Below are 21477 nucleotides of genomic sequence, written 5' to 3' on the forward strand. Positions count from 1 at the left end.
GCTGCTGATCGGGCCGTTTTCATCGCGAATCCCGTCGCATCGTGCGCGCACCGCCGCCGACAAATCTACTCTGACGCTTCGAACGCAGCCGCCGCTCTTCCAAGCCGATCGTTCACTGCAATCCACTCGATCGTATCCGGCAGCTTTTCGATCAGGATGCGCGTGACGTTCGCACGATCGAGCGCGCGCAACAGCCCGTAAAGATCTCGCGCATAAGCATGCGGATCTTCCGGCGCGGCAACGAAGTGCACGCCTTTAGCGTCCGCCCACTGCCCGGCACGCGACGCCCGCGCGACCAGCGCGACGCGCTCATCGGCCGCGCGCGCTGCCGCCAGCAGCGGCTCGAGCGCGTCGAAGGGCAACAGCGCGAGCGGCGTGCGTGGCGCATAGTGCGCCTTCAACGTGCCCGACGCGCGCGGCGCGGAAGCGTCGGAACCATCGGGCAACCGCGGCATCGCACCGAGCACGTTGGCGATGTCTTGCGGCGTCACGTGTCCCGGCCGCAGCAGCGCCGGGAAACCACGCGACAGATCGACAATCGTCGACTCGATGCCGACCTTCGACGGCCCGCCATCGAGCACGTGAATGGCCGGTCCGAACTCGTCGCGCACATGCTGCGCGGTGGTCGGACTGACGTGTCCGAAGCGGTTCGCCGACGGCGCCGCGACACCGCCGTGTCCACCGCGGCGTGCACTGAATGCCTCGAGCAATGCCTGCGCGACCGGATGCGACGGACACCTCAGCCCAACCGAATCCTGCCCACCGCTGACCGCGGACGGAATATGCGCCGCGCGCTTCAGAATGAGCGTGAGCGGACCGGGCCAGAATGCGTCGATCAGCCGCTGCGCATCGGCAGGCAATTGCTCGACCCAATAGCGCGGATCGCCATGCGGCGCGAGATGCACGATTACCGGATGATTCGCCGGCCGCCCTTTTGCCGCATAAATGCGGCCGACCGCTGCCGGGCTTTGCGCATCGCCGCCCAGGCCGTAGACCGTCTCGGTCGGAAACGCGACCAGTTCGCCCGCATCGAGCAGCGCCGCTGCATGGTCGATCTGCGCAGCATCGATCGTCGCGCGCGTGCTCGCGTGACCGCCGTCGCGAGACTCTGGCGCGTCCGGCGCGCCGCCAGACTGATTGGGATGATCCGGCATCGTGGAAAGCGCGTCAGCTCGTCGGAATATGCAGCAGGCGCGCGCAATCGCGGGCCGCCGTGCGCGCTTCTTCGAGGGTCGCCGCGGTGAAGTTCACATGCCCCATCTTACGGCCGGGACGCGCGTCCTCCTTGCCATACAGATGCAAACGCGCCGACGGCATCGCGGCAACTTCATGCCACGGCGGCGTCACCGCCGGGCCGCTACGCGTGCCCTTCATGTCCTTCGGGCTGCCCGCGAACCACACGTCGCCGAGGATGTTCAGCATTACCGCCGGCGAATGCTGACGCGTGTCGCCAAGCGGCATCGCGGTCATCGCGCGCACCTGCTGCTCGAACTGGCTCGTGGCGCACGCATCGACCGTATAGTGGCCGGAATTGTGCGGCCGCGGCGCCATTTCGTTGGCGACGATCGTGCCGTCTTCAAGCACGAAGAACTCGACGCACAGTACACCGACATAGCCGAGCTTGTCGGCAATCTGCAAGGCCGCCTGCTGCGCCTGCGCGACGAGCGTCGCGCTCGCATCCGGCGCGGGGACCATCGTATGCGACAGCACGCCATTGCGATGCGCGTTCTGCGCAAGCGGATAAACCGCCGAGCTGCCGTTCGCACCACGCGCGATCAGCGCCGACACTTCGAACTTCAGCGGCAAGCGCTTCTCGAGCACACACGCGACGCCGCCAAGCGACGCGTGCGCTTCGCGCACTTCGTCCGCATTGCAAACCCGCACCTGACCCTTGCCGTCGTAGCCGAGACGCGCGGTTTTCAGAATGCCGGGCAGCACCGCGTCGAGCGCCGCATCGTCGAGCGCGGCCAGCGCATCCGACGATTCGATCACCACATGCGGCGCGACCGGTACACCTGACGCGGCAATAAAACGCTTTTCCGCAATCCGGTCCTGCGCGATCGCGACGCAACGACCCGCCGGGCTCACGAAAGTCGAACGCGCGAGAAAGTCGAGGCTCGCGGCCGGCACGTTCTCGAACTCCGTCGACACCGCCGCGCACAGGCGCGCGAGTTCGGTAAGCGCCGCTTCGTCTTCGTAGGCTGCGCGCAGATGCTTGTCCGCGACCGAGCCCGCCGGACTCGTTTCATCCGGATCGAGCACGGCAACGCGATAGCCCATTGCCTGGGCGGCAAAGCAGAACATGCGGCCAAGCTGGCCGCCGCCAACCATGCCGAGCCATGCGCCGGGCAGAATCGGTGAAACCGGGGTGTTGTCTGAACTCATCTTCGTGGTCGGATCCGACGTCGAGCGGGCCGCCGCTTACGGCAGGCGGCCAGTGGGGCAATGAACCTTGTTTATTGCGTAGCGAAATGTACTGCGGTTACGTACTGCGGATGCGCAGTGCGCGCTGCGCCGCGCTCACAGCGCGGGCAGCACCATCGCATGCGCCGCCTGATTCTGGCGCACGCGGAACGCCGCGAGCTTGTCCGCATATTCCTGCATGGTGCCACTCAGAATCGACACCGCGAACAGCGCCGCATTCGCCGCGCCCGCTTCGCCGATTGCGAACGTCGCGACCGGCACGCCCTTGGGCATCTGCACGATCGAATGCAACGAATCGACGCCTTTCAGATACTTGCTCGCAGCCGGCACGCCGAGCACCGGCACCGTCGTTTTGGCAGCCAGCATGCCCGGCAGATGCGCGGCGCCGCCCGCGCCCGCGATGATCGCGCGCAGGCCGCGCGAGCGCGCGCTTTGTGCGTACGCGAACATCTCGTCGGGCATCCGGTGCGCGGAGACGACCTTCGCCTCGTACGGCACACCGAATTCCTGCAGCAGCGCGACCGCGTGCTTCATCACGTCCCAGTCGGAGCTGGAGCCCATCAGCACGCCGACCAGCGGCGCGTCATGCGTATGCGCGGTTTGAACTTCACTCATGTTCCACAGATTCCTTCCCCCGTGCGTCACGGGTTCAATACAGACACCCGACGCGGCGTGCGCCGGTTATCAGTCAGGTCAGTCATACAGCGAGTCATTGGCTGGATCATTGGCCAACTGGCGGGCCAACTAGCAACCGATTGCGAACACTATCCGTCAGGCGAGCTTCTGTCCGGTCAACCGTTCGAGCGCCTCGCGATACTTGTCGGCCGTCTTCGCGACCACATCAGCGGGCAGCTTCGGCGCCGGCGGTTCCTTCTTCCACGGTTGCGTCTCCAGCCAGTCGCGCACGAACTGTTTGTCGAACGACGGCGGATTCGTGCCGACCTGGTATTCGTCGGCGGGCCAGAAACGCGACGAATCGGCGGTCAGTGCTTCGTCCATCAGATACAGCTTGCCATGGTTGTCGAGGCCGAACTCGAACTTGGTATCCGCGATGATGATGCCGCGCGTCGCGGCAAAATCGGCGGCTTCCTTGTACAGCCGGATCGAGATGTCGCGAATCGTCGCCGACAGTTCGGTGCCGATGCGGCGTTCCATCTCGTTATAGGTGATGTTCTCGTCGTGGTGGCCCATTTCGGCTTTCGCGGCGGGCGTAAAGATCGGCTCGGGCAGCTTCTGCGCATTCTGCAGGCCCGGCGGCAGCTCGACGCCGCAGATCGCGCCGGTCGCCTGATAGTCCTTCCAGCCGCTGCCGGCCAGATACCCGCGCACCACGGCTTCGACGAGAATCGGCTCGAGCCTCTTCACGACGACCGAGCGCCCCTTCACCTGCTCGACTTCGTCCGGCGCGACGACGGACTCCGGCGCGACACCCGTCAGGTGATTCGGCACGATGTCCTTCAGCTTGTCGAACCAGAAGTCGGCCATCTGGTTCAGCACGCGGCCCTTGTCCGGAATCGGCTCGCCCATGATCACGTCGAACGCCGACAGACGGTCGGTGGTGACGATCAGCAGCTTGTCATTGCCCACCGCATAGTTGTCGCGGACCTTGCCGCGGCCCAACAGCGGCAGCGAGCGAAGCGTGGATTCATAAAGGGTAGACATCGTCGTGGCTCGTAAAAGTCATGCAAAAAATGAGGCAAAAACACTGCCCCGACAAAAGGGAAACGCCGTTCCCCGGTCAAGCGGGAACGGCGATGCAACTCGACTACTGCGCGCGGCCGGTGCGTTGAAACCCGTGGTCAGGCTCGCGGTTAAGCCGACCCGCCATCGCGGCGACACTTGCGGGTAATGCCCGCGCATCCACCCGCGCCGCGTCGCTCAACCCCTTAGCGGACCACCTGGGTCAGATCGCCCGCCTTGTACTTGTCCGCCATCTTGTCCAGCGGCAGCGGCTTGATCTTGCCGGCCTGGCCTTCGCAGCCGAACGCGACGAAGCGATCCAGACAAACCTTCTTTGCCGCTTCGCGCGCCGGCTTCAGGTAGTCGCGCGGGTCGAACTTCGACGGATTTTCCGCGAAGTAACGGCGAATCGCACCGGTGATCGCAAGCCGCAAATCGGTATCGATATTGACCTTGCGCACGCCGTGCTTGATGCCTTCCTGAATCTCTTCGACCGGCACGCCGTAGGTTTCCTTCATATCGCCGCCGAACTCGCGAATCTCGGCTAGCAGGTCCTGCGGCACCGAAGACGAACCGTGCATCACGAGGTGCGTATTCGGGATGCGCTGGTGAATCTCCTTGATACGTTGAATCGACAGGATATCGCCGGTCGGCTTCTTCGAAAACTTGTACGCGCCATGCGACGTGCCAATTGCAATTGCCAGCGCGTCGCACTGCGTGAGCTTCACGAAATCGGCGGCCTGCTCGACGTCAGTCAGCAGTTGCTCGCGCGTCATCGTGCCCTCGGCGCCGTGACCGTCTTCCTTGTCGCCCTTCATCGTTTCCAGCGAACCCAGCACGCCGAGTTCCGCTTCGACCGTCACGCCGATCGAATGCGCCGCTTCGACAACCTTCCTCGACACGTCGACGTTGTACTCGTACGACGCAACCGACTTGCCGTCCGCCTCGAGCGATCCGTCCATCATCACGCTCGTGAAGCCGCTGCGGATCGCCGCCATGCACACCGCCGGCGATTGCCCGTGATCCTGGTGCATCACGACCGGAATATGCGGATACGACTCGACCGCCGCTTCGATCAGATGGCGCAGGAACGGCTCGCCCGCATATTTGCGCGCGCCCGCCGACGCCTGCATGATCACCGGCGCGCCGACCTGATCCGCCGCCGCCATGATCGCCTGCACCTGTTCCAGGTTATTCACGTTGAAAGCCGGCAAACCGTAGCCGTTCTCAGCCGCGTGGTCCAGCAATTGACGCATTGATACGAGAGGCATTTGCTACTCCTTGGATTTCAAACGAAAACCTTTGCCCGCGGCACCTATTGCGTCGAATCCGCAATTTTACGTGAAGCAGGCCGCACTCCCGCGCGCCCGGCGCGGCGCGTGCGCATCTTGACGTCCGATGCGCGCGCCGCACGGTGCGCTGCCTCTCCCGGGACAGCGGCCTGCCTCGCGATGCCGTTTATGAACTGAACTACCGTTTCTACCGTTTGCGGGCGTGTTTCTTCTGCATGTAACCGACCCGCGCGGTGCCCCACGCGGGTTTCCTGCAATCAAATCAATACGGCTCGCCGACGCGCACGATCTTCAGCGTATTGGTGCCGCCCGCCTGGCCCATCGGCTCGCCGACGGTCAGCACGACCATATCGCCGCGCGCCGCGTAGCCCTTGCTGACCACCACTTCGAGCGCCTGCTGCAACGCGATGTCGCGATCGTTACTGCTATCGAGATGCAGCGGGTTCACGTTGCGGTAGATCTGCATCGCACGCTCGCTGCCGATACGCGGCGTCAGCGCGAAGATCGGCACGTGCGTCCAGTGGCGCGACATCCACAGCGCGGTCGAGCCGGACTCGGTCAACGCGACGATCGCCTTCGCGCCCAGGTGATACGCGGTGAACAGCGCGCCCATCGCGATCGACTGGTCGATCCGCGTGAACGTGCGGTCGAGGAAATCGCGGTCGAGTTCGACGTGCTCGGACTTTTCCGCTTCGACGCAGATCGCCGCCATGGTTTCGATGGTCTGCACCGGATACTTGCCCGCAGCCGACTCCGCCGACAGCATCACCGCGTCCGAGCCATCGAGCACCGCATTCGCGACGTCCGACACTTCGGCGCGGGTCGGCACCGGCGCGTGGATCATCGACTCCATCATCTGCGTCGCGGTGATCACGAACTTGTTCGAGTCGCGCGCCATCTTGATCATGCGCTTTTGCAGCGCCGGCACCGCCGCGTTGCCGACTTCGACCGCGAGGTCGCCGCGCGCGACCATGATGCCGTCCGACGCGTCGAGAATGCCTTGCAGCGCCGGAATCGCTTCGGCACGCTCGATCTTCGCGATCATCTTTGGCTTGATGTTGTACGGCGCACCCGCGATGTTTGCGAGCTGGCGCGCCATTTCCATATCGGTCGCGTTCTTCGGGAACGACACGGCGACGTAATCCGCGCCAAGCGCCATCGCGGTGCGGATGTCTTCCATATCCTTCGCGGTGAGCGCGGGCGCGGTCAGGCCGCCGCCCTGGCGGTTGATGCCCTTGTTGTTCGACAGATCGCCGCCGATCTTCACGACCGTATGGATTTCGTTGCCGATCACGCGGGACACGGTCAGCACGATCAGGCCGTCGTTCAACAGCAGCGTATCGCCCGGTTTCAGGTCGCGCGGCAGGTCTTTATAGTCCAGACCGACGCGCTCGTCGTTACCGAGCTCGCAGTCGGCGTCGAGTACGAACGGATTGCCGGCGACGAGCGTCACCTTACCGTTCTCGAACTTGCCGACGCGGATCTTCGGGCCTTGCAGATCGGCCATCAGGCCGACTTCGCGGCCCGCCTGGCGAGCCGCTTCACGCACAAACTCGGCGCGCTGACGATGGTCGTCGGCCGTGCCGTGCGAAAAGTTGAGCCGCACCACGTCGAGGCCCGCCTCGATCATTTGTTTCAGGATTTCCAATGTGCTGGAAGCTGGGCCGATGGTAGCGACTATCTTGGTGGCGCGATGCATGAGTCTCCTCGTGTGGGTTGAATCGCTGGGAAGTGCGCTATGAGTCGGATACGGGGGCTGCGCGCCGACGGGTACTGCCGGGGCGGATACGCCGTTTGTGACGCTGGCGCCAGCGCGCGTGGGTCGCGCGGCGAGCATCGGCGTAAGGTTGTCAGGTGCGGCCGCGCGGTTTATCGCGCTATTTTGCGCCAGCGCATGTTGCGCCGACATGTTCGAGGCCGGAGTCGGGGTCGCGGTTGGGTTTGCGCCTGGGTTTGCGTCTGGGTTCGCAGTTGCGTTCGCCGCTTTGTCCGCATCGGACGCCGCGGGCAATAGAGCGACATCGACATCGGCCGCGGCTAAGGCCGCTGCGTCGGTCGGTTGCAGCGGCGGCGGGTCTTGCGCCGCCGCGTCCTTCAACGCGCGCTCTCCTGCCGATGACCCCGCACGCGACGAGGTACGCGTTTTCCGAGTGGTTCGGGTGGGAGAGCGCTGCGCCACGTTCAGGCTCGCGATTCGAGAACTTCGACCGCCGGCAGCTTCTTGCCCTCGAGGAATTCGAGGAACGCTCCGCCGCCCGTCGAGATATAGCTGACCTTGTCGTGGATGCCGTACTTGGCGATCGCAGCCAGCGTATCGCCGCCGCCGGCGATCGAATACGCGGACGACCGGGCAATCGCTTCGGCCAGTGTCTTCGTGCCGTTGCCGAACTGATCGAACTCGAACACGCCGACCGGGCCGTTCCAGACGATCGTGCCGGCCTTCTCGAGTTGCGATGCGAGCGCCTTCGCGGTCTCAGGACCGATGTCGAGGATCATGTCGTCGTCTTGCACGTCGGCCACCTTCTTGATTTCGGCCTTCGCGGTCGGCGCGAATTCCTTCGCGGTGACCACGTCGATCGGAATCGGCACCGACGCGCCGCGCGCCTTTGCCTGCTCGATGATTGCTTTCGCGTCGGCGACCAGGTCCGCTTCGGCGAGCGACTTGCCGATCTTCAGGCCCGCGGCCAGCATGAACGTATTCGCAATGCCGCCGCCGACAATCAGCTGATCAACCTTTTCGCCAAGAGACTTCAGAATGGTGAGCTTGGTCGACACCTTCGACCCGGCGACGATCGCCACCAGCGGCCGCTTCGGCGCACCGAGCGCCTTGCCGAGCGCTTCGAGCTCAGCGGCCAGCAGCGGACCCGCGCAAGCTACCGCTGCGTGCTTCGCGATGCCGTGCGTGGTCGCTTCCGCGCGATGCGCGGTGCCGAACGCGTCGTTCACATATACATCGCACAGCTTCGCCATTTTCTGCGCGAGTTCGTCCGAATTCTTTTTTTCGCCTTTATTAACGCGGCAGTTTTCGAGCAGGACGACCTGGCCGGGCGCGACGTTCACACCGTTTTCGACCCAGTTCTGTACCAGCGGCACGTCGCGGCCGAGCAGTTCGGCCAGCCGCTTCGCGACCGGCGCGAGTGAATCTTCAGGCTTGAAATCGCCTTCGGTCGGGCGTCCCAGGTGCGAGGTGACCATCACGGCCGCGCCCGCGTCGAGCGCCGCCTTGATGGCGGGCACCGATGCGCGGATGCGCGTGTCTTCCGTGATGTTGCCCGCGTCGTCTTGCGGAACATTCAGGTCGGCGCGGATAAAAACGCGTTTGCCGGACAGCTTGCCTTCGGCGATCAGATCGGAGAGACGCAATACCTGGTTCATGGACATGTGTATGCGAGTTGATTGGGAAGGCGGTGGCGGACGCGGTGCGGTGATCAAGGGCGGCATCAACCGCGAGATCGTTGCAAAAACTCGTTGCAGGATCGTCGCAGGACGCGCAGCGCCCCGACCGGCGGCCGGATTGCGGGCCGTCCGCAGGCGTCAGGAGGCTGCCATTTTAACCGATCCCCTCGCGTTTCGATCCGCTCGCAGCGGATTGACAATATTCGGGAGCGCGCTCCCGACGAACCCGTCGACCGCCTTACAGCAGCAGTCGAAGTACCGTAAACACCACCATCCCGACGACAATCGTCTCGACCATGCTGCGCCGCAGCAAATACCAGACGAAACCCGCAAGCGTCGCGTAAAAATCGTGATTCGCGAGTGCGAACGACACGCCGTCGTCGGTCACCAGCACGTCCGGCAGCACGACCGCGATCAGCGCGGCTGCCGGCGCGTAACGCAACATTCGCTGCACGCGCTCGGGCAGCACGGTGCGCTCGCCGCCGATCAGAAACAACGCGCGCGTGAGCGCGGTGACGAGCATCATGCCGAGAATCGCGAACCAGATATAGGTGGCACTCATTGCCGGTCTCCAGCGCCGTCGCGGATGCGGCGCAAATCGGCGCGCTCGACCATCAGGTCGGTCGCACTGCCCGCCGCGATCGCGGCGATCACCGCAAGCGGCAGCGCGAGCCGGTACGGCAAGTCGAACAGCAGCAGCGACACGACGCCTGCCACCGCGACCGCGGCGAGCGTCGAGCGGTTCGCGATCGCCGACACCATGATGGGAATCAGCGCCAGCGTGCCCGCGAGGCCCAGCCCCCAGTTGTCCGGAAACAGGCTCGCCAGCAGGATGCCGATGACCGACGACACCTGCCACGACACCCAGCTCGCGACCGCCATGCCCCAGAAGAACGGCTCCTTGCCGGGCACATAGCCGGTCGCGAACGACTTCTTCTGGAACAACAGGTAAATGATGTCGCCGTTGAAATAGCCGACGAGAAGCCGCCGCCACAGCGGCAGATACGCGAAATGCGGCGCGAGCCCGGCGCTGAAGATCACAAAGCGCGTGTTGACCATCGCGGCGGTGAGCAGCACGGTCCAGATCGGCAGCTTCGCGGCCAGCAGCGGCAGCACCGCGAGTTGCGACGAGCCTGCATAGACCAGCAGCGACATGCCGAGTGCCTGCGGCACGGTCATCACCGACTTGCTCATCGCGATGCCGGTCACCAGCCCCCACGAGAAGATAGCCATCAAGGTCGGCGAATAGGTGCGCAGGCCTTCGTGAAACGCGCGGCGATCGGGTTCGGACAGGCGAGCGAGCATGAGACTGAGGACGCCGGTGCGCATGGTGGCACGCCGGCAAATAGCGTTGCCAGACCTTGACGGTCCCGCAACGTAGGCGGATACGTGTTATGGGTGCGCGGAATTATAGCGTCCGCCCCGCCCAGGAATGTCCGGTCGGCATACAAAAGACGCTAAAATAATGATCTTCGCCGCCTCGCGCGCGCTGCAACAGCCCATTTTTGCAGCCTGACGCAAGGTCAAGCCTGTTCATGAAGCGCGCCTCGTCGGGCGGGCTCATTCGGGCCACGGCTTTGTCGTTGCACTCTCGCAATCAATTATTCGCACTAGCACCGCCCTGGAGAATCGTATGTCACTGGCCGACCGCGACGGCAAGATCTGGATGGATGGCAAGCTCATCGACTGGCGCGATGCCAAGATTCATGTGCTCACCCACACGCTGCACTACGGGATGGGCGTTTTCGAAGGCGTACGCGCATATAAGACGGTCGACGGCGGTACTTCCATTTTCCGCCTGAAAGAACATACGAAGCGCCTCTTCAACTCGGCGAAGATCTTCCAGATGGACGTGCCGTTCGACCAGGAAACGATCTCCGCCGCGCAGCGCGAGGTGGTGCGTGAAAACAAGCTCGAATCGTGCTACCTGCGTCCGATCGTCTGGGTCGGCTCGGAAAAGCTCGGCGTGTCCGCGCGCGGCAACACGATCCACGTCGCGATCGCCGCATGGCCGTGGGGCGCGTACCTCGGCGAAGACGGCATGAACAAGGGCATCCGCGTGAAGACGTCGTCGTTCACGCGCCATCACGTGAACGTGTCGATGGTGCGTGCGAAGGCATCGGGCTGGTACGTGAACTCGATCCTCGCGAACCAGGAAGCGACCGCCGACGGTTACGACGAGGCGCTGCTGCTCGACGTCGACGGTTACGTGTCCGAAGGCTCGGGCGAGAACTTCTTCCTCGTCAACAACGGCAAGCTGTACACGCCTGACCTGTCGTCGTGCCTCGACGGCATTACGCGCGATACGGTCATCACGCTGGCGAAAGACGCCGGCATCGAAGTGATCGAAAAGCGCATTACGCGGGACGAGGTCTATACCGCCGACGAAGCGTTCTTCACCGGCACCGCCGCTGAAGTCACGCCGATCCGCGAACTCGACAACCGTACGATCGGCGCCGGCACGCGCGGCCCGATCACCGGGAAGCTGCAGTCCGCATTTTTCGATATCGTGAACGGCAGGAGCGCGAAGTACGCGCACTGGCTCACGAAAGTCTGATTCGAGCAAACCTGAGCGGGCGCGCAACACGCGCCCGGCATCCCGCATAGACGAGAAAGCCTCATGAGCGAAATCAAGGAAATGCCGCTGGTCGAGCTGTCGGCAAAAGATCTGCCCGCTTACTGCCCGAATCCGGCCATGCCCCGCTGGAGCATGCACCCGCGCGTGTTTATCGACGTCACGCACGGCGAAGCGCGCTGCCCGTATTGCGGCACGCGGTACAAGCTGCGCGACGGCGAAGTGGTCAAAGGCCACTGAAGCCGGCAGGCATCCGGGTCGCGCGTGCTGTGTCGCCGTTGGGTTCGACGGTCCGCCTGGCGGCGGTCGAAGCAGCGGTCAAACCGGCGGACAAAGCAGTGGCCGAAGCAGCGGGCGAAACAGCCGCCGAATGGGCACATTTGCCGTCGCGCGTAGCGCTCGTCGCGACGTGAGCGCGCGAACGGCAGCGCAACCCCTGATGCCTCTGCCGGGAGTGCTGACCGGAGTGAACGACGCGTATCGTCGTCCAAACGCGCGATATCACGCGTTCTCCGGTTTGCGCTGCGGGCGCGTGTCCACGTCTCTTTTAAACCTGCAACCTGAACGCCGCACGCGATCGCGCGCGGCGCTTATTTTCGACATCGGAAACCCACCCTGATGCGTCGCGCGTTGGTTATCGCACCGAACTGGATCGGTGACGCATTGATGGCGCAGCCGTTCGTCGCGCGCCTCGTCAAATTGCATCCGCGCATCGTGATCGATGCGCTCGCGCCTACCTGGGTCGCCCCGGTGCTTGAACGGATGCCCGAGATCCGCGATGTCTACGCGACCGATCTCGCGCACGGCAAGCTGCAAATATTGCGCCGCTGGCAGTTGGCGAGCGACCTGCGCGATGTCGGCTACGACGCCGCGTACGTGCTGCCGAACTCACTGAAGTCGGCGCTCGTGCCCTGGCTCGCGGGCATCCCGCTGCGCATCGGTTACACCGGTGAAAGCCGCTACGGCCTGTTGAACGTGCGTCACGCAAACCCGCGCAAGGACGAACGTCCGCCGATGGTCGGCCACTATGCGGCGCTCGCGTACGCACCCGGCGCCAACGTGCCAGGCGATCTGCCGGTGCCGCGCCTCGACGCCGACCTGAACGAGGCGTCGCGCGTATCGGCGCGCTTTAACCTCGATACGCGCGTGCCGCTGCTCGTTTTCTGCCCGGGCGCCGAATACGGTCCCGCGAAGCGCTGGCCGCCCGAGCATTTCGCGGCGCTCGCGCAAATGGTCGGCCAGTCGTTCCCGTACACGCAGATCGTCGCGCTCGGCTCGCCGAAAGACGCGCCCATCGCGCAGGCGATCGCCGACCGTGCGCCGAACGTACGCAACCTGTGCGGCCAGACCGCGTTGGGTGAGGCGTGCGCGCTGATTACGCGGGCCAATGCGGTCGTCACCAACGATTCGGGCCTGATGCACGTTGCCGCCGCGCTGCGCCGGCCGCTGGTCGCGGTGTTCGGATCGACTGATCCGCGCCACACCCCGCCCCTGTCGGACCTTGCAAAGGTACAATGGCTGCATCTCGAATGCAGTCCGTGCTTCGAACGCGAATGTCCGCTGGGTCATCTGAACTGTCTGCGGCAACTGAGCGCTGAGCAGGTATTCGATGACTTGCGGGGTATGTTGATCGCGCAGCGGTAGGCCACGCGGGTTTCGCAACGTCTGGCCCCGGTTGACCGCGCAGGGCAGGCCCGCCACGTCCGGCCCACGCTGCACGAGCGGCAAGTCATGGGCGCGTCTTGCGGCACGGGCATTCTCGCGGTTGTTCGCTGCCGCCGGCGGTGGACGCCCCGGTGCACGAAATGCACGCGGTGCGCGATGCTCGCATCCAGCGCCCGCCGCCCGTCGATGCCGTATGACCTGCAACCGCGCACGCCGCGCCTAACAGACTGACGAGCCATGCCACGTTTCGCCCACATCTTCGAAGCCGCTGCGGATACCCTCAACGCCTATTACCAGGCGATCGCGGAGGTCAATATCGAGAGTCTGATGGGCCTGTGGATCGACGAGGAGTTCGTCACCTGCATCTGTGCGGATGGCTCGCATCTGCATGGTCTCGAGCAGATCCGGGCGGGACTCACCGCGCAGCTGGAGGCGACACCGGTGTCGATCGAACCGCTCGACATCCGCGTGTACGACAGCCTCGGCACGGTCGTCTACGCGATTGCCGAAGCCCATCGGCCGGCGAACCCGGCGGCCACGCCGGCGATGGTGTTCACCACCTACGTGATGGTCCATGAACGTGGCGAATGGCGCATTGCGCATATCCACGCGAGTGCGATGCCGAACGAAACCGCGTCGCAATTCGCTGCCAAAATGAGGCACGGCCAGGGGCCACTGCATTGAGCGACGGCAAGATGCCTCGCTGATTCGACCGGTACTGCAATGAGCACGACGCGCGACAAACCCGTTTCCTCCACGCGACACCGCGCTGCGGCGGCGGTCGAGGCAACGGTCGACATGCTCTACCGCGCGCCGCTCTGGCTGCCGAACAACCACGCTCAGACCATCGTACCGGCGCTGTTCGGGCGCCGTCCCACGGTGAACTATCGACGCGAGCGCTGGGACACGCCGGACGGCGACTTTATCGATCTCGACTGGCTGGTTCACGAGCCGCAATACGCGCCGACCGGGCGGACGCCCGAGGGCGCGCCGCTGTTCGTGCTGTTCCATGGGCTCGAGGGCAGTTCGACGTCGCACTACGCGCTCGCGCTGGTGGATGCCGCGCATCGCCGCGGCTGGCATGCGGTAGTACCGCACTTTCGCAGTTGCAGCGGACCGCTGAACCTGCTGCCGCGCTTTTATCACCTCGTCGATAGCGACGAAGTCGACTGGGTACTGCGGCGGCTGCGCGACGCGCATCGCGGGCCGCTCGTCGTGGCCGGCGTGTCGCTGGGCGGCAGCGTGCTGCTGCGCTGGCTCGGCGAGCGGCGCGAAGATGCCTCGTTCGTCGCGGCAGCGGCGGCCATTTCCGCGCCGCTCGACGTGCACGCGGGCGGACGCGCGCTATCGCAGGGCTTCGGCATGGTCTACACGCGCAGCTTCCTGAAAACGCTGAAGAAGAAAGCGCAACGCAAGCTCACGCAATACCCGGGACTTTTCGATCTGGACACGATGCTGTCAAGCCGCACGATGTTCGAGTTCGACGACGTCGTCACCGCACCGCTGCACGGCTTCCGCAATGCCGACGATTACTGGACGCGCGCCGCGACGCGCCCGTGGTTACCGGAAATCAGGGTGCCGACGCTGGTGCTGAACGCGCGCAACGATCCATTTTTGCCCGGGACGGTATTGCCGTCGCCGCATCAGGTATCGGCCGCGGTCGAACTCGATCAGCCGACCGACGGCGGACATGTCGGCTTCATGACCGGACCGTTTCCCGGCAGGATCGACTGGCTGTCGCGGCGGGTCTTCGGTTACTTCGAACCTTTCACCGAGCATGGATGAGATCGTCAAACAGGCGCTCGCCAAATGGCCGAACGTGCCGCATTGCACCGGCTGGCTGCTGCTCGACCGGCGCGGCACATGGCGGATGCGCGACGACGCGGCGCAGGCGCGCGGCGCGCTCGGCGAGCCGATCCGGCATACCGCGCTGATCGGCTTTATCAACCGCAATTACGAATGCGACGCGCAAGGCCAGTGGTTCTTTCAGAATGGACCGCAGCGCGTGTACGTCGAGCTGGTCTATACGCCGTGGATCGTGCGGCTGGCCGCCGATGATACGAGCGGCGCGCTCGCTCTCACCGACCATGCCGGTCAACCGTTCGAGCCGGCTGCGGTCTTCGTGGACGATGAAGGCGGCGTGCTGTTTTCCGATAATGCGTCGCCGGTGCGCATCGCGGCGTTGCACGATCACGATCTCGATCTCTTTTCCGAGCATGCCGAACTATCCGCGGATGCTGCGAACGGCCGGTTCGACTGGCGCGATGGACACGCGTTGCCGCTTCAGTCGATATCGCGAGCGGAAGTCGCGGGACGCTTCGGGTTCGTCGCGAGTCCGGCAGCGCGGGCAATGGCTGGGACGGCGCCGGGCGGCCAGGAAGTCTAGCTTCGGCGCGCTGCTCACCGCTTTCAACTATTGTCCTTCTCCTCCTGCCGCTCTTCCTTATAGCGCGCCTCGAACTCGTGCAGGCGCGCATCGATCGTCGACAGATCGTAGTACCCCGCCGTTTTGATATCGCGCGCTTCCTTCAACTGCCGGATCGCCGATGGCCACGCGCCTTCGAGTGCGAATTGCTCGGCAAGCGCCCGATGCTGTGTCAGCGCGTCGCCGCTGCCGGCGCTCGCCTGTGCAAGATAAAGCCACCAGGCCGGCTGCTGCGGCTCCGCCTCGGTCTCCCGCTGCGCTTGCGCTTGCGCGTCCTTGTAGCGCCGCGCGGTGAGCAGCGTGCGCAAATGCATTTCGATCGCCGCATGCGATTGCGGCCAGCGCGTCTGCGCGATTTGCGCGAGCCGTAGCGCATCGTCGTCGTGACCGGCACGCCGCGCGATATCGGCCGCTAGTACGTCAAGGCTCGGCGAGCCGCGCGTCGCATCGCCTTCCCTGCGTGCATTCGCATCAAACGCCTGACGCGCGGTCGCGAGCGACGCCGCCGCGTCGTCGTAGCGATCGAGCAGCATCTGCGCGTACGCGATGCCGTACCAGTTCGCGGCGACGTTCAGCGCGGTCTTGTCTTCGATCTCCGAGCGCATCCGCGTGATTTCATCGGCGTACTCGCTGCGCGAACGGTCCTGCAGCACGCGCGCTCGCGCACGCACGAAACCATATTCGGACGCCTGGTGCGGCTGCCGGTACGGCGAGCGGCGCGCGCGGTCGGACATGTCGGCGATGCGCTCACCGGTTAACGGGTGGGTGCGCGCGTAAGCAGGCGCACCCGCGTCGCTCATCGCGGCGCGATCGAGCCGTTCGAAGAACGCCACCATCCCGTACGGATCGTAGCCTGCGCCTGACATCAGCTGGAAGCCGACGCGGTCCGCTTCGTGCTCGGCCGAACGCGAAAAGCGCAGCTGATTGTCGACCGCGTACGCCTGACCACCGAGCGCGATCGCGGTGCCGAGATCGCCGCTGTGCGCGAGCACGCCCGCTAGCACGCCAAACAGAGCACCGGCGAGCGCCGCATAGCCGCTCTTCTCGCTCGCGCTGATCATCCGCGCGATATGCCGCTGCAAGACGTGACCCATTTCGTGGCCGATCACCGATGCGAGTTCGGATTCGGTCTGCGTCGCGACGATCAACCCGGTATTCACGCCGATAAAGCCGCCAGGCAGCGAAAACGCATTGATTTGCGGATCGCGCATCGCAAACAGATCGAAGTCCGGCCGATATCCGCCGATGTATTGCGCGCTCGCGGCCGCCGCGAGCTTCGCCGATACCGAGTTCAGATAGTCGCGGACCAGCCAGTCGCCGATATAGTCGGGGTCGCGCCGCACCTCGCGCATCACGCGTTCACCGAGCTTGCGCTCGGCCTGCGGCGTCAGTGTGCCGCCGGAGCCATCGCCGAGATCGGGTAGTTGCTGCGTCGACACGGGCGCGCGCAGGCTCGCATTGCCGCCTGCGTTGCCCGAGAAGCGCGACTGTGCGCCGCCGTACGTGCCGAATATGCCCTGTGCGATATCGGGCGGCAGATCGGGAGCCGCGTATTGGTCGAGCGGGCCGGATTCGAGCGGCAAGCCGATCGGTGCACTGCTCGATGAACCGTAGGACGAACTGCTGGACGAAATACCGGAAGCAGCGGGAGACGAAGCGCCAGGCAAAATGCGGTTCGCGGCTTGCGCAAGTAAAGGCTGCGGTGCGGCAAGCGCAACGGACAACAACACGGCAAGGAACCGGTTCGAACGCATTGCGTGGTGCGCTGTTCGCGTGGTTGAAATTCCGGGACGATTATCGTGGCCCGCGGCAGTTCATTCTGGATGGTCTCGCACGATTGTAACCAGTCGTGCACCCTGTGACGACCGTGCGAAGACAAGCGGCATATGGTCAAATTCTAGCGCGCGGCGCGCGGGCGGAATTCAGCGGACGGCGCAAAGAAAGGCCATCGCCTCAGTCAGTCAGCGCCAACCAGTCATAGCGATATTAAAGCGTAACAGGAGCACAACAATGCCTGAACTCACCCACTTTGACGCGGCCGGCCAGGCGCATATGGTCGATGTCGGCGGTAAAGAGGAGACCCAACGCATCGCGATCGCGCGCGGGTCGATCCGGATGCTGCCGGATACGTTCGCGTTGATCCGCAGTGGCAATGCGAAGAAAGGCGATGTGATCGGCATCGCGCGGATTGCTGCGATACAGGGCGCGAAGCGCACCGCCGATCTGATTCCGCTGTGTCACCCCCTGGCGCTCACGCGGGTAACCGTCGATTTCGAACTTGACGACACGCTGCCGGGCGTCCATTGCACCGCACAGGTGGAAACCCGCGGCCGCACCGGCGTCGAGATGGAAGCGTTGACCGCCGTGCAGGTCGGGTTGCTGACGGTCTACGATATGTGCAAGGCGGTGGACCGCGGGATGACCATCACCGACGTCCGCGTGCTCGAGAAGCATGGCGGCAAGTCGGGGGACTGGGTAGCGCCGTTGTAGGTCTGATCAGTCGTCTTCCTCTTCGTCCTGATTGATGTCCTTCGGCGGCGTTCCGTATTTCTTCACCAGTTCGGCTTTGAAGCCCGCGAGCGCCGTTTGCTCGTCGCAAAGGGCATACAGATACGCCAATTGGGACGGCCAATCGTTCAACTCCTCCGCGAAAAGCTTCAGGCGTTCGACAGTATCGAACGCGCCGTGCATGTCGCCGTCCAGCGCCTGGAGCACCGCGTAACGGCGCAATACCGTTTCGCCCGGCAGCAACGCGATGGCCTGCTTATGCATCTCGAGCTTGTACGGCAGATGCTGGCTGTTGATTGGCAGTAGCGTCGCCATTCCATACTCACCCCAGGCACCGAACAGGAACGACGGATTCGCCTCGTATTCCTCACCGGGACGCGAGCCGTAGTACAGCACTTCCGCGCGGTTGTAGTCGCGCAGCACCGGATACAACGCCGCAAGCCCGAAGAACACGATGACCGAATACGCGCTCAGCGATACGCCGGCCGGTACCCAGCGCAGAGGCTTCGTGTCGAGCAGTCCGAAGATGAACATCGCAGGCAACAAAAAGAACATGTACTGCTGCGGATACTCGACGAGCGCGTGCATCACCAGCACGCCGATCAGCGCAAGCCCGAACACCCGCGCGGCGGTATGCGGCACGCGTACGACGCGGGCAAACCACATCAGCAAGCCGAGCAGCACGATACCCAGACCGATCACACCGGTCTTCGCGAGCAGGTCGATAAAAATATCGTGCGCGTTGTTTGCGATCTCGACATGGCCCAACTGCCTGACCAGATCGAACTGATAACGCGGGAACTCGCCCCAGCCGACGCCCAGCAACGGATGTGCGTGGAACATCGTCATGCCGTATTTCCACAGCGCGAGCCGCGGCGCGATTTGGCCGGCCTCGCGGAAGCGATCGGCGGCCGACACCGCCAGTTCAAGGTGGTAGCGGACATTAGCCCAGCGCACCACGACGTTGACCAGCACAAACAGCAGCGCGAGCGCGAACGGCACCAGCCATTCACGATCACCGCGGCGACGATGCGGGTCGCGCCGCTTCTCGGCGAACGCCATCCACCAGCCCGCGACGACGATCACGCCCGTTTGCAGCCACGGGCCGCGCGACACGGTAAGCGCAAGACCCACCGACAAAATGGCTGACAGCAGTGCCCAGACGATCACATTCAGCCGCCGTGTCTGCACGAGGAACATCGCGCCCGCGACCCCGAACGCGATGACGGTTGCGAGGTGATTCGCCTGCGCCATGTTCCCGAACGGCCGGCGGTCGACCATGATGTTGTACGCGACGACCAGTGGCGCGACCTTCGTTTCGAGGTGAAACAGCTGGATCACCTGGCTGAACACCGCAAACAGCGCGCCGATGATCATCGCACCGGCTCCGACGCGCAGCACCGTCTCCGTCATCTGCGCGCGGTTGAAACCGTAGCCGGTATAGACCGCCATCAGCGCGGCAAGCAGGAAGCCGGCACCCAGCCAGTTCATCGACGGCTGCGCGAGCGGCAACACGAAGGTTTGCGCGATCAGCAAGATACCGAACGCAAGCGGCACGAGTGCGACCACCGGCGCGCCGAACGCGATGCGCGGCTGCGACGTCCAAACCATCAGCGCGACCGCGGCTGCGGTCAGCACATATAGCGCGAGCGCGGTGAACTCCGAGTAGAACGTCGGGATCGGATAGGTATGGTTGACGACCGCATACGGAAGAATCAACGCGCAGACCAGCAGAAAAAGCGATAGATAACGTGCAAAAGTCGTGGGCATGAGCAATGGGAGACGTCGGCAACCGGCGCACTATACAAAAGAATTATCCTGCTGTGCGCCGGCTGTGCCGAAATACGCCGATGGGTCAGATAACCGTGGCGCTATCGCAAGAACCGTGCGTCACGCGCGGCACTCCGGCGGCGCCATATTCGACGGCAATGTCGCGCTATCGGCGGGCAGCGGTCCCGCACCCGGCGCGGGCAACGACGATGCATTCTTACCGCCCGCGAAGCATTCCCACGTGACGACACCGGGCTGCGACACACCTTTCGCGAGGCCGACACGCGCGGTAGGCGCGTCAGGGTTGTCCGGCACCGACGGCACCAGCACCAGCGTGTTCGTTTCCGCTGGCGCGACGCGCGTGGTGAACGCGACGGTGATCTGCCCGCTATCGTCATCGACATGGATCGACTTCACGTTGCGTGTACCCGGCGGCGACGCGTAGCCGCCGCCCAGCGCATTCCCGCTCGCCGCGTTTTCCGCGACCGTGAGCCGCGCGGACGCAGCAAGCGACAAACCTTCGCCGACCCGGCTACGCGCCAGATAGTCCTGATATGCGGGGATCGCGTATGACGCGATCACGCCGACGATCGCGAGCACGATCATCAACTCGATCAGCGTAAAGCCATAGGCGGCGTAACAGACTCGCGCGAGCCCGAGCGGCCATTGCCAGCGACCGTCCGGCGGACTGAAACGGCGGCGCGAAAAAAATGAAGACAGTAAAAACACGGCGACAGATGGGATCATCAGCAAAACTCCTCGAACGAAACGCCTGTCCCGCACATCAGGACAGGCGTTGCGATCGTAGCGAGCTTCGCCGGGCTTACCCAGTCAGCCGAATGGCATATGTTCGCGGCGCGTAGAGTGCCGTAGAGTGGCGGCCGTGAACGTGAAGCGCACGCTAATGCGTGGAGTGACCCGCCAGTCGCGCATTGCGCCGCTTCAGCAGGTGGCCGGCGATCAGCACGAACAGCGCACAGGCGATGCTCATGCCGTACTCGGCTGCCGGCGTGTCGAGAATCGGCCAGCGGTCGCCGGCCGGGTCGTTGATGATCAGCCCACCTGCAATCCAGCCGAGCAGCGCCGCACCGAACGACACGACGATCGGAAAACGGTCCAGCAGCCGCAGCACCAGCTGGCTGCCCCAGACGATCAGCGGAATGCTGACCGCGAGGCCGAAGATAACGAGCGCGATACGGTGTTGCGGGTCCGCCTGCTCGGCGGCACCGGCAATCGCGATCACATTGTCGAGGCTCATCACTGCGTCCGCGATGATGATCGTCTTGATCGCGCTAATCAGCTTGTCGGCAGGCTTGATATTCGCGTGCACGTCCGGCGAAGGGGCGAGCAGACGCACGCCGATCCACAGCAAAAGCAGGCCGCCGGTGAATTTGAGCAGCGGCACGTCGAGCAGCGCGACCGCGAATACGATCAGCGCGACGCGCAGCACAATCGCGCCGAGCGTCCCCCAAACGATCCCGCGCGTTCGCTGATCATCCGGCAGATTGCGACACGCGAGCGCGATCACGACCGCGTTATCGCCACCCAGCAGGATGTCGATCACGATGATCTGAAAGACGGCGGCCCAATGCAGCGTCGCGAAGAATTCGATCATGAAAGCAGGATAAAAGGCTGGCGGAAAGACAGGCAAAAAAAAGCGAGAGAGGGTCGCTCTCTCGCTTCATTTAACAGATTCGGCGTCTTACGAAAGAATTCCGTAAGAGTATCAAAAAAATACGCCG

General features: G+C 64.3%; 20 protein-coding genes. 7 read left to right on the top strand and 13 right to left on the bottom strand.

The genetic code is table 11. The features are described from left to right. Positions 1–65: 65 nt before the first annotated feature. The 9 genes from BX592_RS04500 to BX592_RS04540 all read right to left on the bottom strand — a co-directional run bounded on the left by BX592_RS04500 (position 66) and on the right by BX592_RS04540 (position 10097). A complete protein-coding gene (locus BX592_RS04500) occupies positions 66–1154 on the bottom strand; it encodes an L-threonylcarbamoyladenylate synthase (protein WP_243849314.1) in 1089 nt (362 codons plus the stop codon). Between the two features lie 13 nt (positions 1155–1167). Continuing rightward, complete coding sequence (locus BX592_RS04505; protein WP_134190468.1) at positions 1168–2385, bottom strand: 5-(carboxyamino)imidazole ribonucleotide synthase; 1218 nt, start codon at positions 2383–2385, stop codon at positions 1168–1170. A gap of 135 nt (positions 2386–2520) precedes the next feature. Beyond that, positions 2521–3039, bottom strand: coding sequence for a 5-(carboxyamino)imidazole ribonucleotide mutase (gene purE, locus BX592_RS04510; protein WP_134190469.1), 519 nt, complete (start codon positions 3037–3039; stop codon positions 2521–2523). A gap of 156 nt (positions 3040–3195) precedes the next feature. Continuing rightward, on the bottom strand, positions 3196–4086 hold the full coding sequence (locus tag BX592_RS04515) for a phosphoribosylaminoimidazolesuccinocarboxamide synthase (protein WP_134190470.1): 891 nt from the start codon (positions 4084–4086) through the stop codon (positions 3196–3198). Positions 4087–4310: 224 nt separating this feature from the next. Next, complete coding sequence (gene fba, locus BX592_RS04520; protein WP_134190471.1) at positions 4311–5375, bottom strand: class II fructose-bisphosphate aldolase; 1065 nt, start codon at positions 5373–5375, stop codon at positions 4311–4313. A 283-nt stretch (positions 5376–5658) separates the two neighbouring features. After that, positions 5659–7095 carry a pyruvate kinase gene (gene pyk / locus BX592_RS04525; protein WP_134190472.1) on the bottom strand — a complete coding sequence of 479 codons (1437 nt, stop codon included), beginning with the start codon at positions 7093–7095 and terminating at the stop codon, positions 5659–5661. A gap of 482 nt (positions 7096–7577) precedes the next feature. Then, positions 7578–8771, bottom strand: a complete 1194-nt coding sequence (locus BX592_RS04530) for a phosphoglycerate kinase (protein ID WP_134190746.1) — start codon at positions 8769–8771, stop codon at positions 7578–7580. A 259-nt stretch (positions 8772–9030) separates the two neighbouring features. Further along, positions 9031–9354: an AzlD domain-containing protein gene (locus BX592_RS04535; RefSeq protein WP_134190473.1), complete on the bottom strand. Its 324-nt coding sequence runs from the start codon at positions 9352–9354 to the stop codon at positions 9031–9033. Continuing rightward, the gene (locus BX592_RS04540; RefSeq protein WP_134190747.1) at positions 9351–10097 is read right to left on the bottom strand and encodes an AzlC family ABC transporter permease; all 747 of its coding nucleotides are present in this window, start codon (positions 10095–10097) and stop codon (positions 9351–9353) included. Before BX592_RS04540 ends, BX592_RS04535 begins: the two co-directional genes overlap by 4 nt. Before the next feature lie 328 nt (positions 10098–10425). On the opposite strand from BX592_RS04540, the gene BX592_RS04545 reads away from it, so the two are divergent. The 6 genes from BX592_RS04545 to BX592_RS04570 all read left to right on the top strand — a co-directional run bounded on the left by BX592_RS04545 (position 10426) and on the right by BX592_RS04570 (position 15418). Further along, positions 10426–11349 carry a branched-chain amino acid transaminase gene (locus BX592_RS04545; protein ID WP_134190474.1) on the top strand — a complete coding sequence of 308 codons (924 nt, stop codon included), beginning with the start codon at positions 10426–10428 and terminating at the stop codon, positions 11347–11349. Positions 11350–11412: 63 nt separating this feature from the next. Then, on the top strand, positions 11413–11607 hold the full coding sequence (locus BX592_RS04550; protein ID WP_075155855.1) for a zinc-finger domain-containing protein: 195 nt from the start codon (positions 11413–11415) through the stop codon (positions 11605–11607). Positions 11608–11985: 378 nt separating this feature from the next. Continuing rightward, entirely contained in the window at positions 11986–13011 is a 1026-nt protein-coding gene (gene waaF, locus BX592_RS04555; protein ID WP_134190475.1) for a lipopolysaccharide heptosyltransferase II, read from the top strand. A gap of 258 nt (positions 13012–13269) precedes the next feature. After that, on the top strand, positions 13270–13716 hold the full coding sequence (locus BX592_RS04560; RefSeq protein ID WP_134190476.1) for a nuclear transport factor 2 family protein: 447 nt from the start codon (positions 13270–13272) through the stop codon (positions 13714–13716). 39 nt (positions 13717–13755) lie between these two features. Continuing rightward, positions 13756–14817, top strand: coding sequence for a hydrolase (locus tag BX592_RS04565; RefSeq protein ID WP_134190477.1), 1062 nt, complete (start codon positions 13756–13758; stop codon positions 14815–14817). After that, positions 14810–15418: a DUF2946 family protein gene (locus tag BX592_RS04570; protein ID WP_134190478.1), complete on the top strand. Its 609-nt coding sequence runs from the start codon at positions 14810–14812 to the stop codon at positions 15416–15418. Before BX592_RS04565 ends, BX592_RS04570 begins: the two co-directional genes overlap by 8 nt. A gap of 23 nt (positions 15419–15441) precedes the next feature. Here BX592_RS04570 and BX592_RS04575 read toward each other — a convergent pair whose 3' ends face one another. Further along, on the bottom strand, positions 15442–17211 hold the full coding sequence (locus BX592_RS04575) for a M48 family metalloprotease (RefSeq protein WP_134190479.1): 1770 nt from the start codon (positions 17209–17211) through the stop codon (positions 15442–15444). A 256-nt stretch (positions 17212–17467) separates the two neighbouring features. Here BX592_RS04575 and moaC point away from each other — a divergent pair, with 256 nt between their 5' ends. Continuing rightward, positions 17468–17947, top strand: a complete 480-nt coding sequence (gene moaC / locus BX592_RS04580) for a cyclic pyranopterin monophosphate synthase MoaC (protein ID WP_134190480.1) — start codon at positions 17468–17470, stop codon at positions 17945–17947. Between the two features lie 6 nt (positions 17948–17953). Here the strand turns inward: moaC and BX592_RS04585 are convergent, their stop codons facing one another. The 3 genes from BX592_RS04585 to BX592_RS04595 all read right to left on the bottom strand — a co-directional run bounded on the left by BX592_RS04585 (position 17954) and on the right by BX592_RS04595 (position 21350). Further along, complete coding sequence (locus BX592_RS04585; RefSeq protein WP_134190481.1) at positions 17954–19735, bottom strand: PglL family O-oligosaccharyltransferase; 1782 nt, start codon at positions 19733–19735, stop codon at positions 17954–17956. A 120-nt stretch (positions 19736–19855) separates the two neighbouring features. Then, the gene (locus tag BX592_RS04590; protein ID WP_134190482.1) at positions 19856–20482 is read right to left on the bottom strand and encodes a pilin; all 627 of its coding nucleotides are present in this window, start codon (positions 20480–20482) and stop codon (positions 19856–19858) included. 154 nt (positions 20483–20636) lie between these two features. Next, complete coding sequence (locus tag BX592_RS04595) at positions 20637–21350, bottom strand: TerC family protein (RefSeq protein WP_134190483.1); 714 nt, start codon at positions 21348–21350, stop codon at positions 20637–20639. Positions 21351–21477 lie beyond the last annotated feature (127 nt).

The sequence above is a fragment of the Paraburkholderia rhizosphaerae genome (genome assembly GCF_004366595.1).
GTDB classification, from domain to species: Bacteria; Pseudomonadota; Gammaproteobacteria; order Burkholderiales; family Burkholderiaceae; genus Paraburkholderia; species Paraburkholderia rhizosphaerae.

Bases quoted from the DNA above. Each gene is read 5' to 3' on its own strand.
- BX592_RS04545 (WP_134190474.1), top strand. From the start codon at position 10,426: ATGTCACTGGCCGACCGCGACGGCAAGATCTGGATGGATGGCAAGCTC.
- BX592_RS04570 (WP_134190478.1), top strand. From the start codon at position 14,810: ATGGATGAGATCGTCAAACAGGCGCTCGCCAAATGGCCGAACGTGCCG.
- BX592_RS04560 (WP_134190476.1), top strand. From the start codon at position 13,270: ATGCCACGTTTCGCCCACATCTTCGAAGCCGCTGCGGATACCCTCAAC.
- BX592_RS04590 (WP_134190482.1), bottom strand. From the start codon at position 20,482: ATGATCCCATCTGTCGCCGTGTTTTTACTGTCTTCATTTTTTTCGCGC.
- BX592_RS04575 (WP_134190479.1), bottom strand. From the start codon at position 17,211: ATGCGTTCGAACCGGTTCCTTGCCGTGTTGTTGTCCGTTGCGCTTGCC.
- BX592_RS04550 (WP_075155855.1), top strand. From the start codon at position 11,413: ATGAGCGAAATCAAGGAAATGCCGCTGGTCGAGCTGTCGGCAAAAGAT.
- BX592_RS04500 (WP_243849314.1), bottom strand. From the start codon at position 1,154: ATGCCGGATCATCCCAATCAGTCTGGCGGCGCGCCGGACGCGCCAGAG.
- fba (WP_134190471.1), bottom strand. From the start codon at position 5,375: ATGCCTCTCGTATCAATGCGTCAATTGCTGGACCACGCGGCTGAGAAC.
- purE (WP_134190469.1), bottom strand. From the start codon at position 3,039: ATGAGTGAAGTTCAAACCGCGCATACGCATGACGCGCCGCTGGTCGGC.
- BX592_RS04540 (WP_134190747.1), bottom strand. From the start codon at position 10,097: ATGCTCGCTCGCCTGTCCGAACCCGATCGCCGCGCGTTTCACGAAGGC.
- BX592_RS04565 (WP_134190477.1), top strand. From the start codon at position 13,756: ATGAGCACGACGCGCGACAAACCCGTTTCCTCCACGCGACACCGCGCT.
- BX592_RS04505 (WP_134190468.1), bottom strand. From the start codon at position 2,385: ATGAGTTCAGACAACACCCCGGTTTCACCGATTCTGCCCGGCGCATGG.
- moaC (WP_134190480.1), top strand. From the start codon at position 17,468: ATGCCTGAACTCACCCACTTTGACGCGGCCGGCCAGGCGCATATGGTC.
- BX592_RS04515 (WP_134190470.1), bottom strand. From the start codon at position 4,086: ATGTCTACCCTTTATGAATCCACGCTTCGCTCGCTGCCGCTGTTGGGC.
- pyk (WP_134190472.1), bottom strand. From the start codon at position 7,095: ATGCATCGCGCCACCAAGATAGTCGCTACCATCGGCCCAGCTTCCAGC.
- BX592_RS04535 (WP_134190473.1), bottom strand. From the start codon at position 9,354: ATGAGTGCCACCTATATCTGGTTCGCGATTCTCGGCATGATGCTCGTC.
- BX592_RS04530 (WP_134190746.1), bottom strand. From the start codon at position 8,771: ATGAACCAGGTATTGCGTCTCTCCGATCTGATCGCCGAAGGCAAGCTG.
- waaF (WP_134190475.1), top strand. From the start codon at position 11,986: ATGCGTCGCGCGTTGGTTATCGCACCGAACTGGATCGGTGACGCATTG.
- BX592_RS04585 (WP_134190481.1), bottom strand. From the start codon at position 19,735: ATGCCCACGACTTTTGCACGTTATCTATCGCTTTTTCTGCTGGTCTGC.
- BX592_RS04595 (WP_134190483.1), bottom strand. From the start codon at position 21,350: ATGATCGAATTCTTCGCGACGCTGCATTGGGCCGCCGTCTTTCAGATC.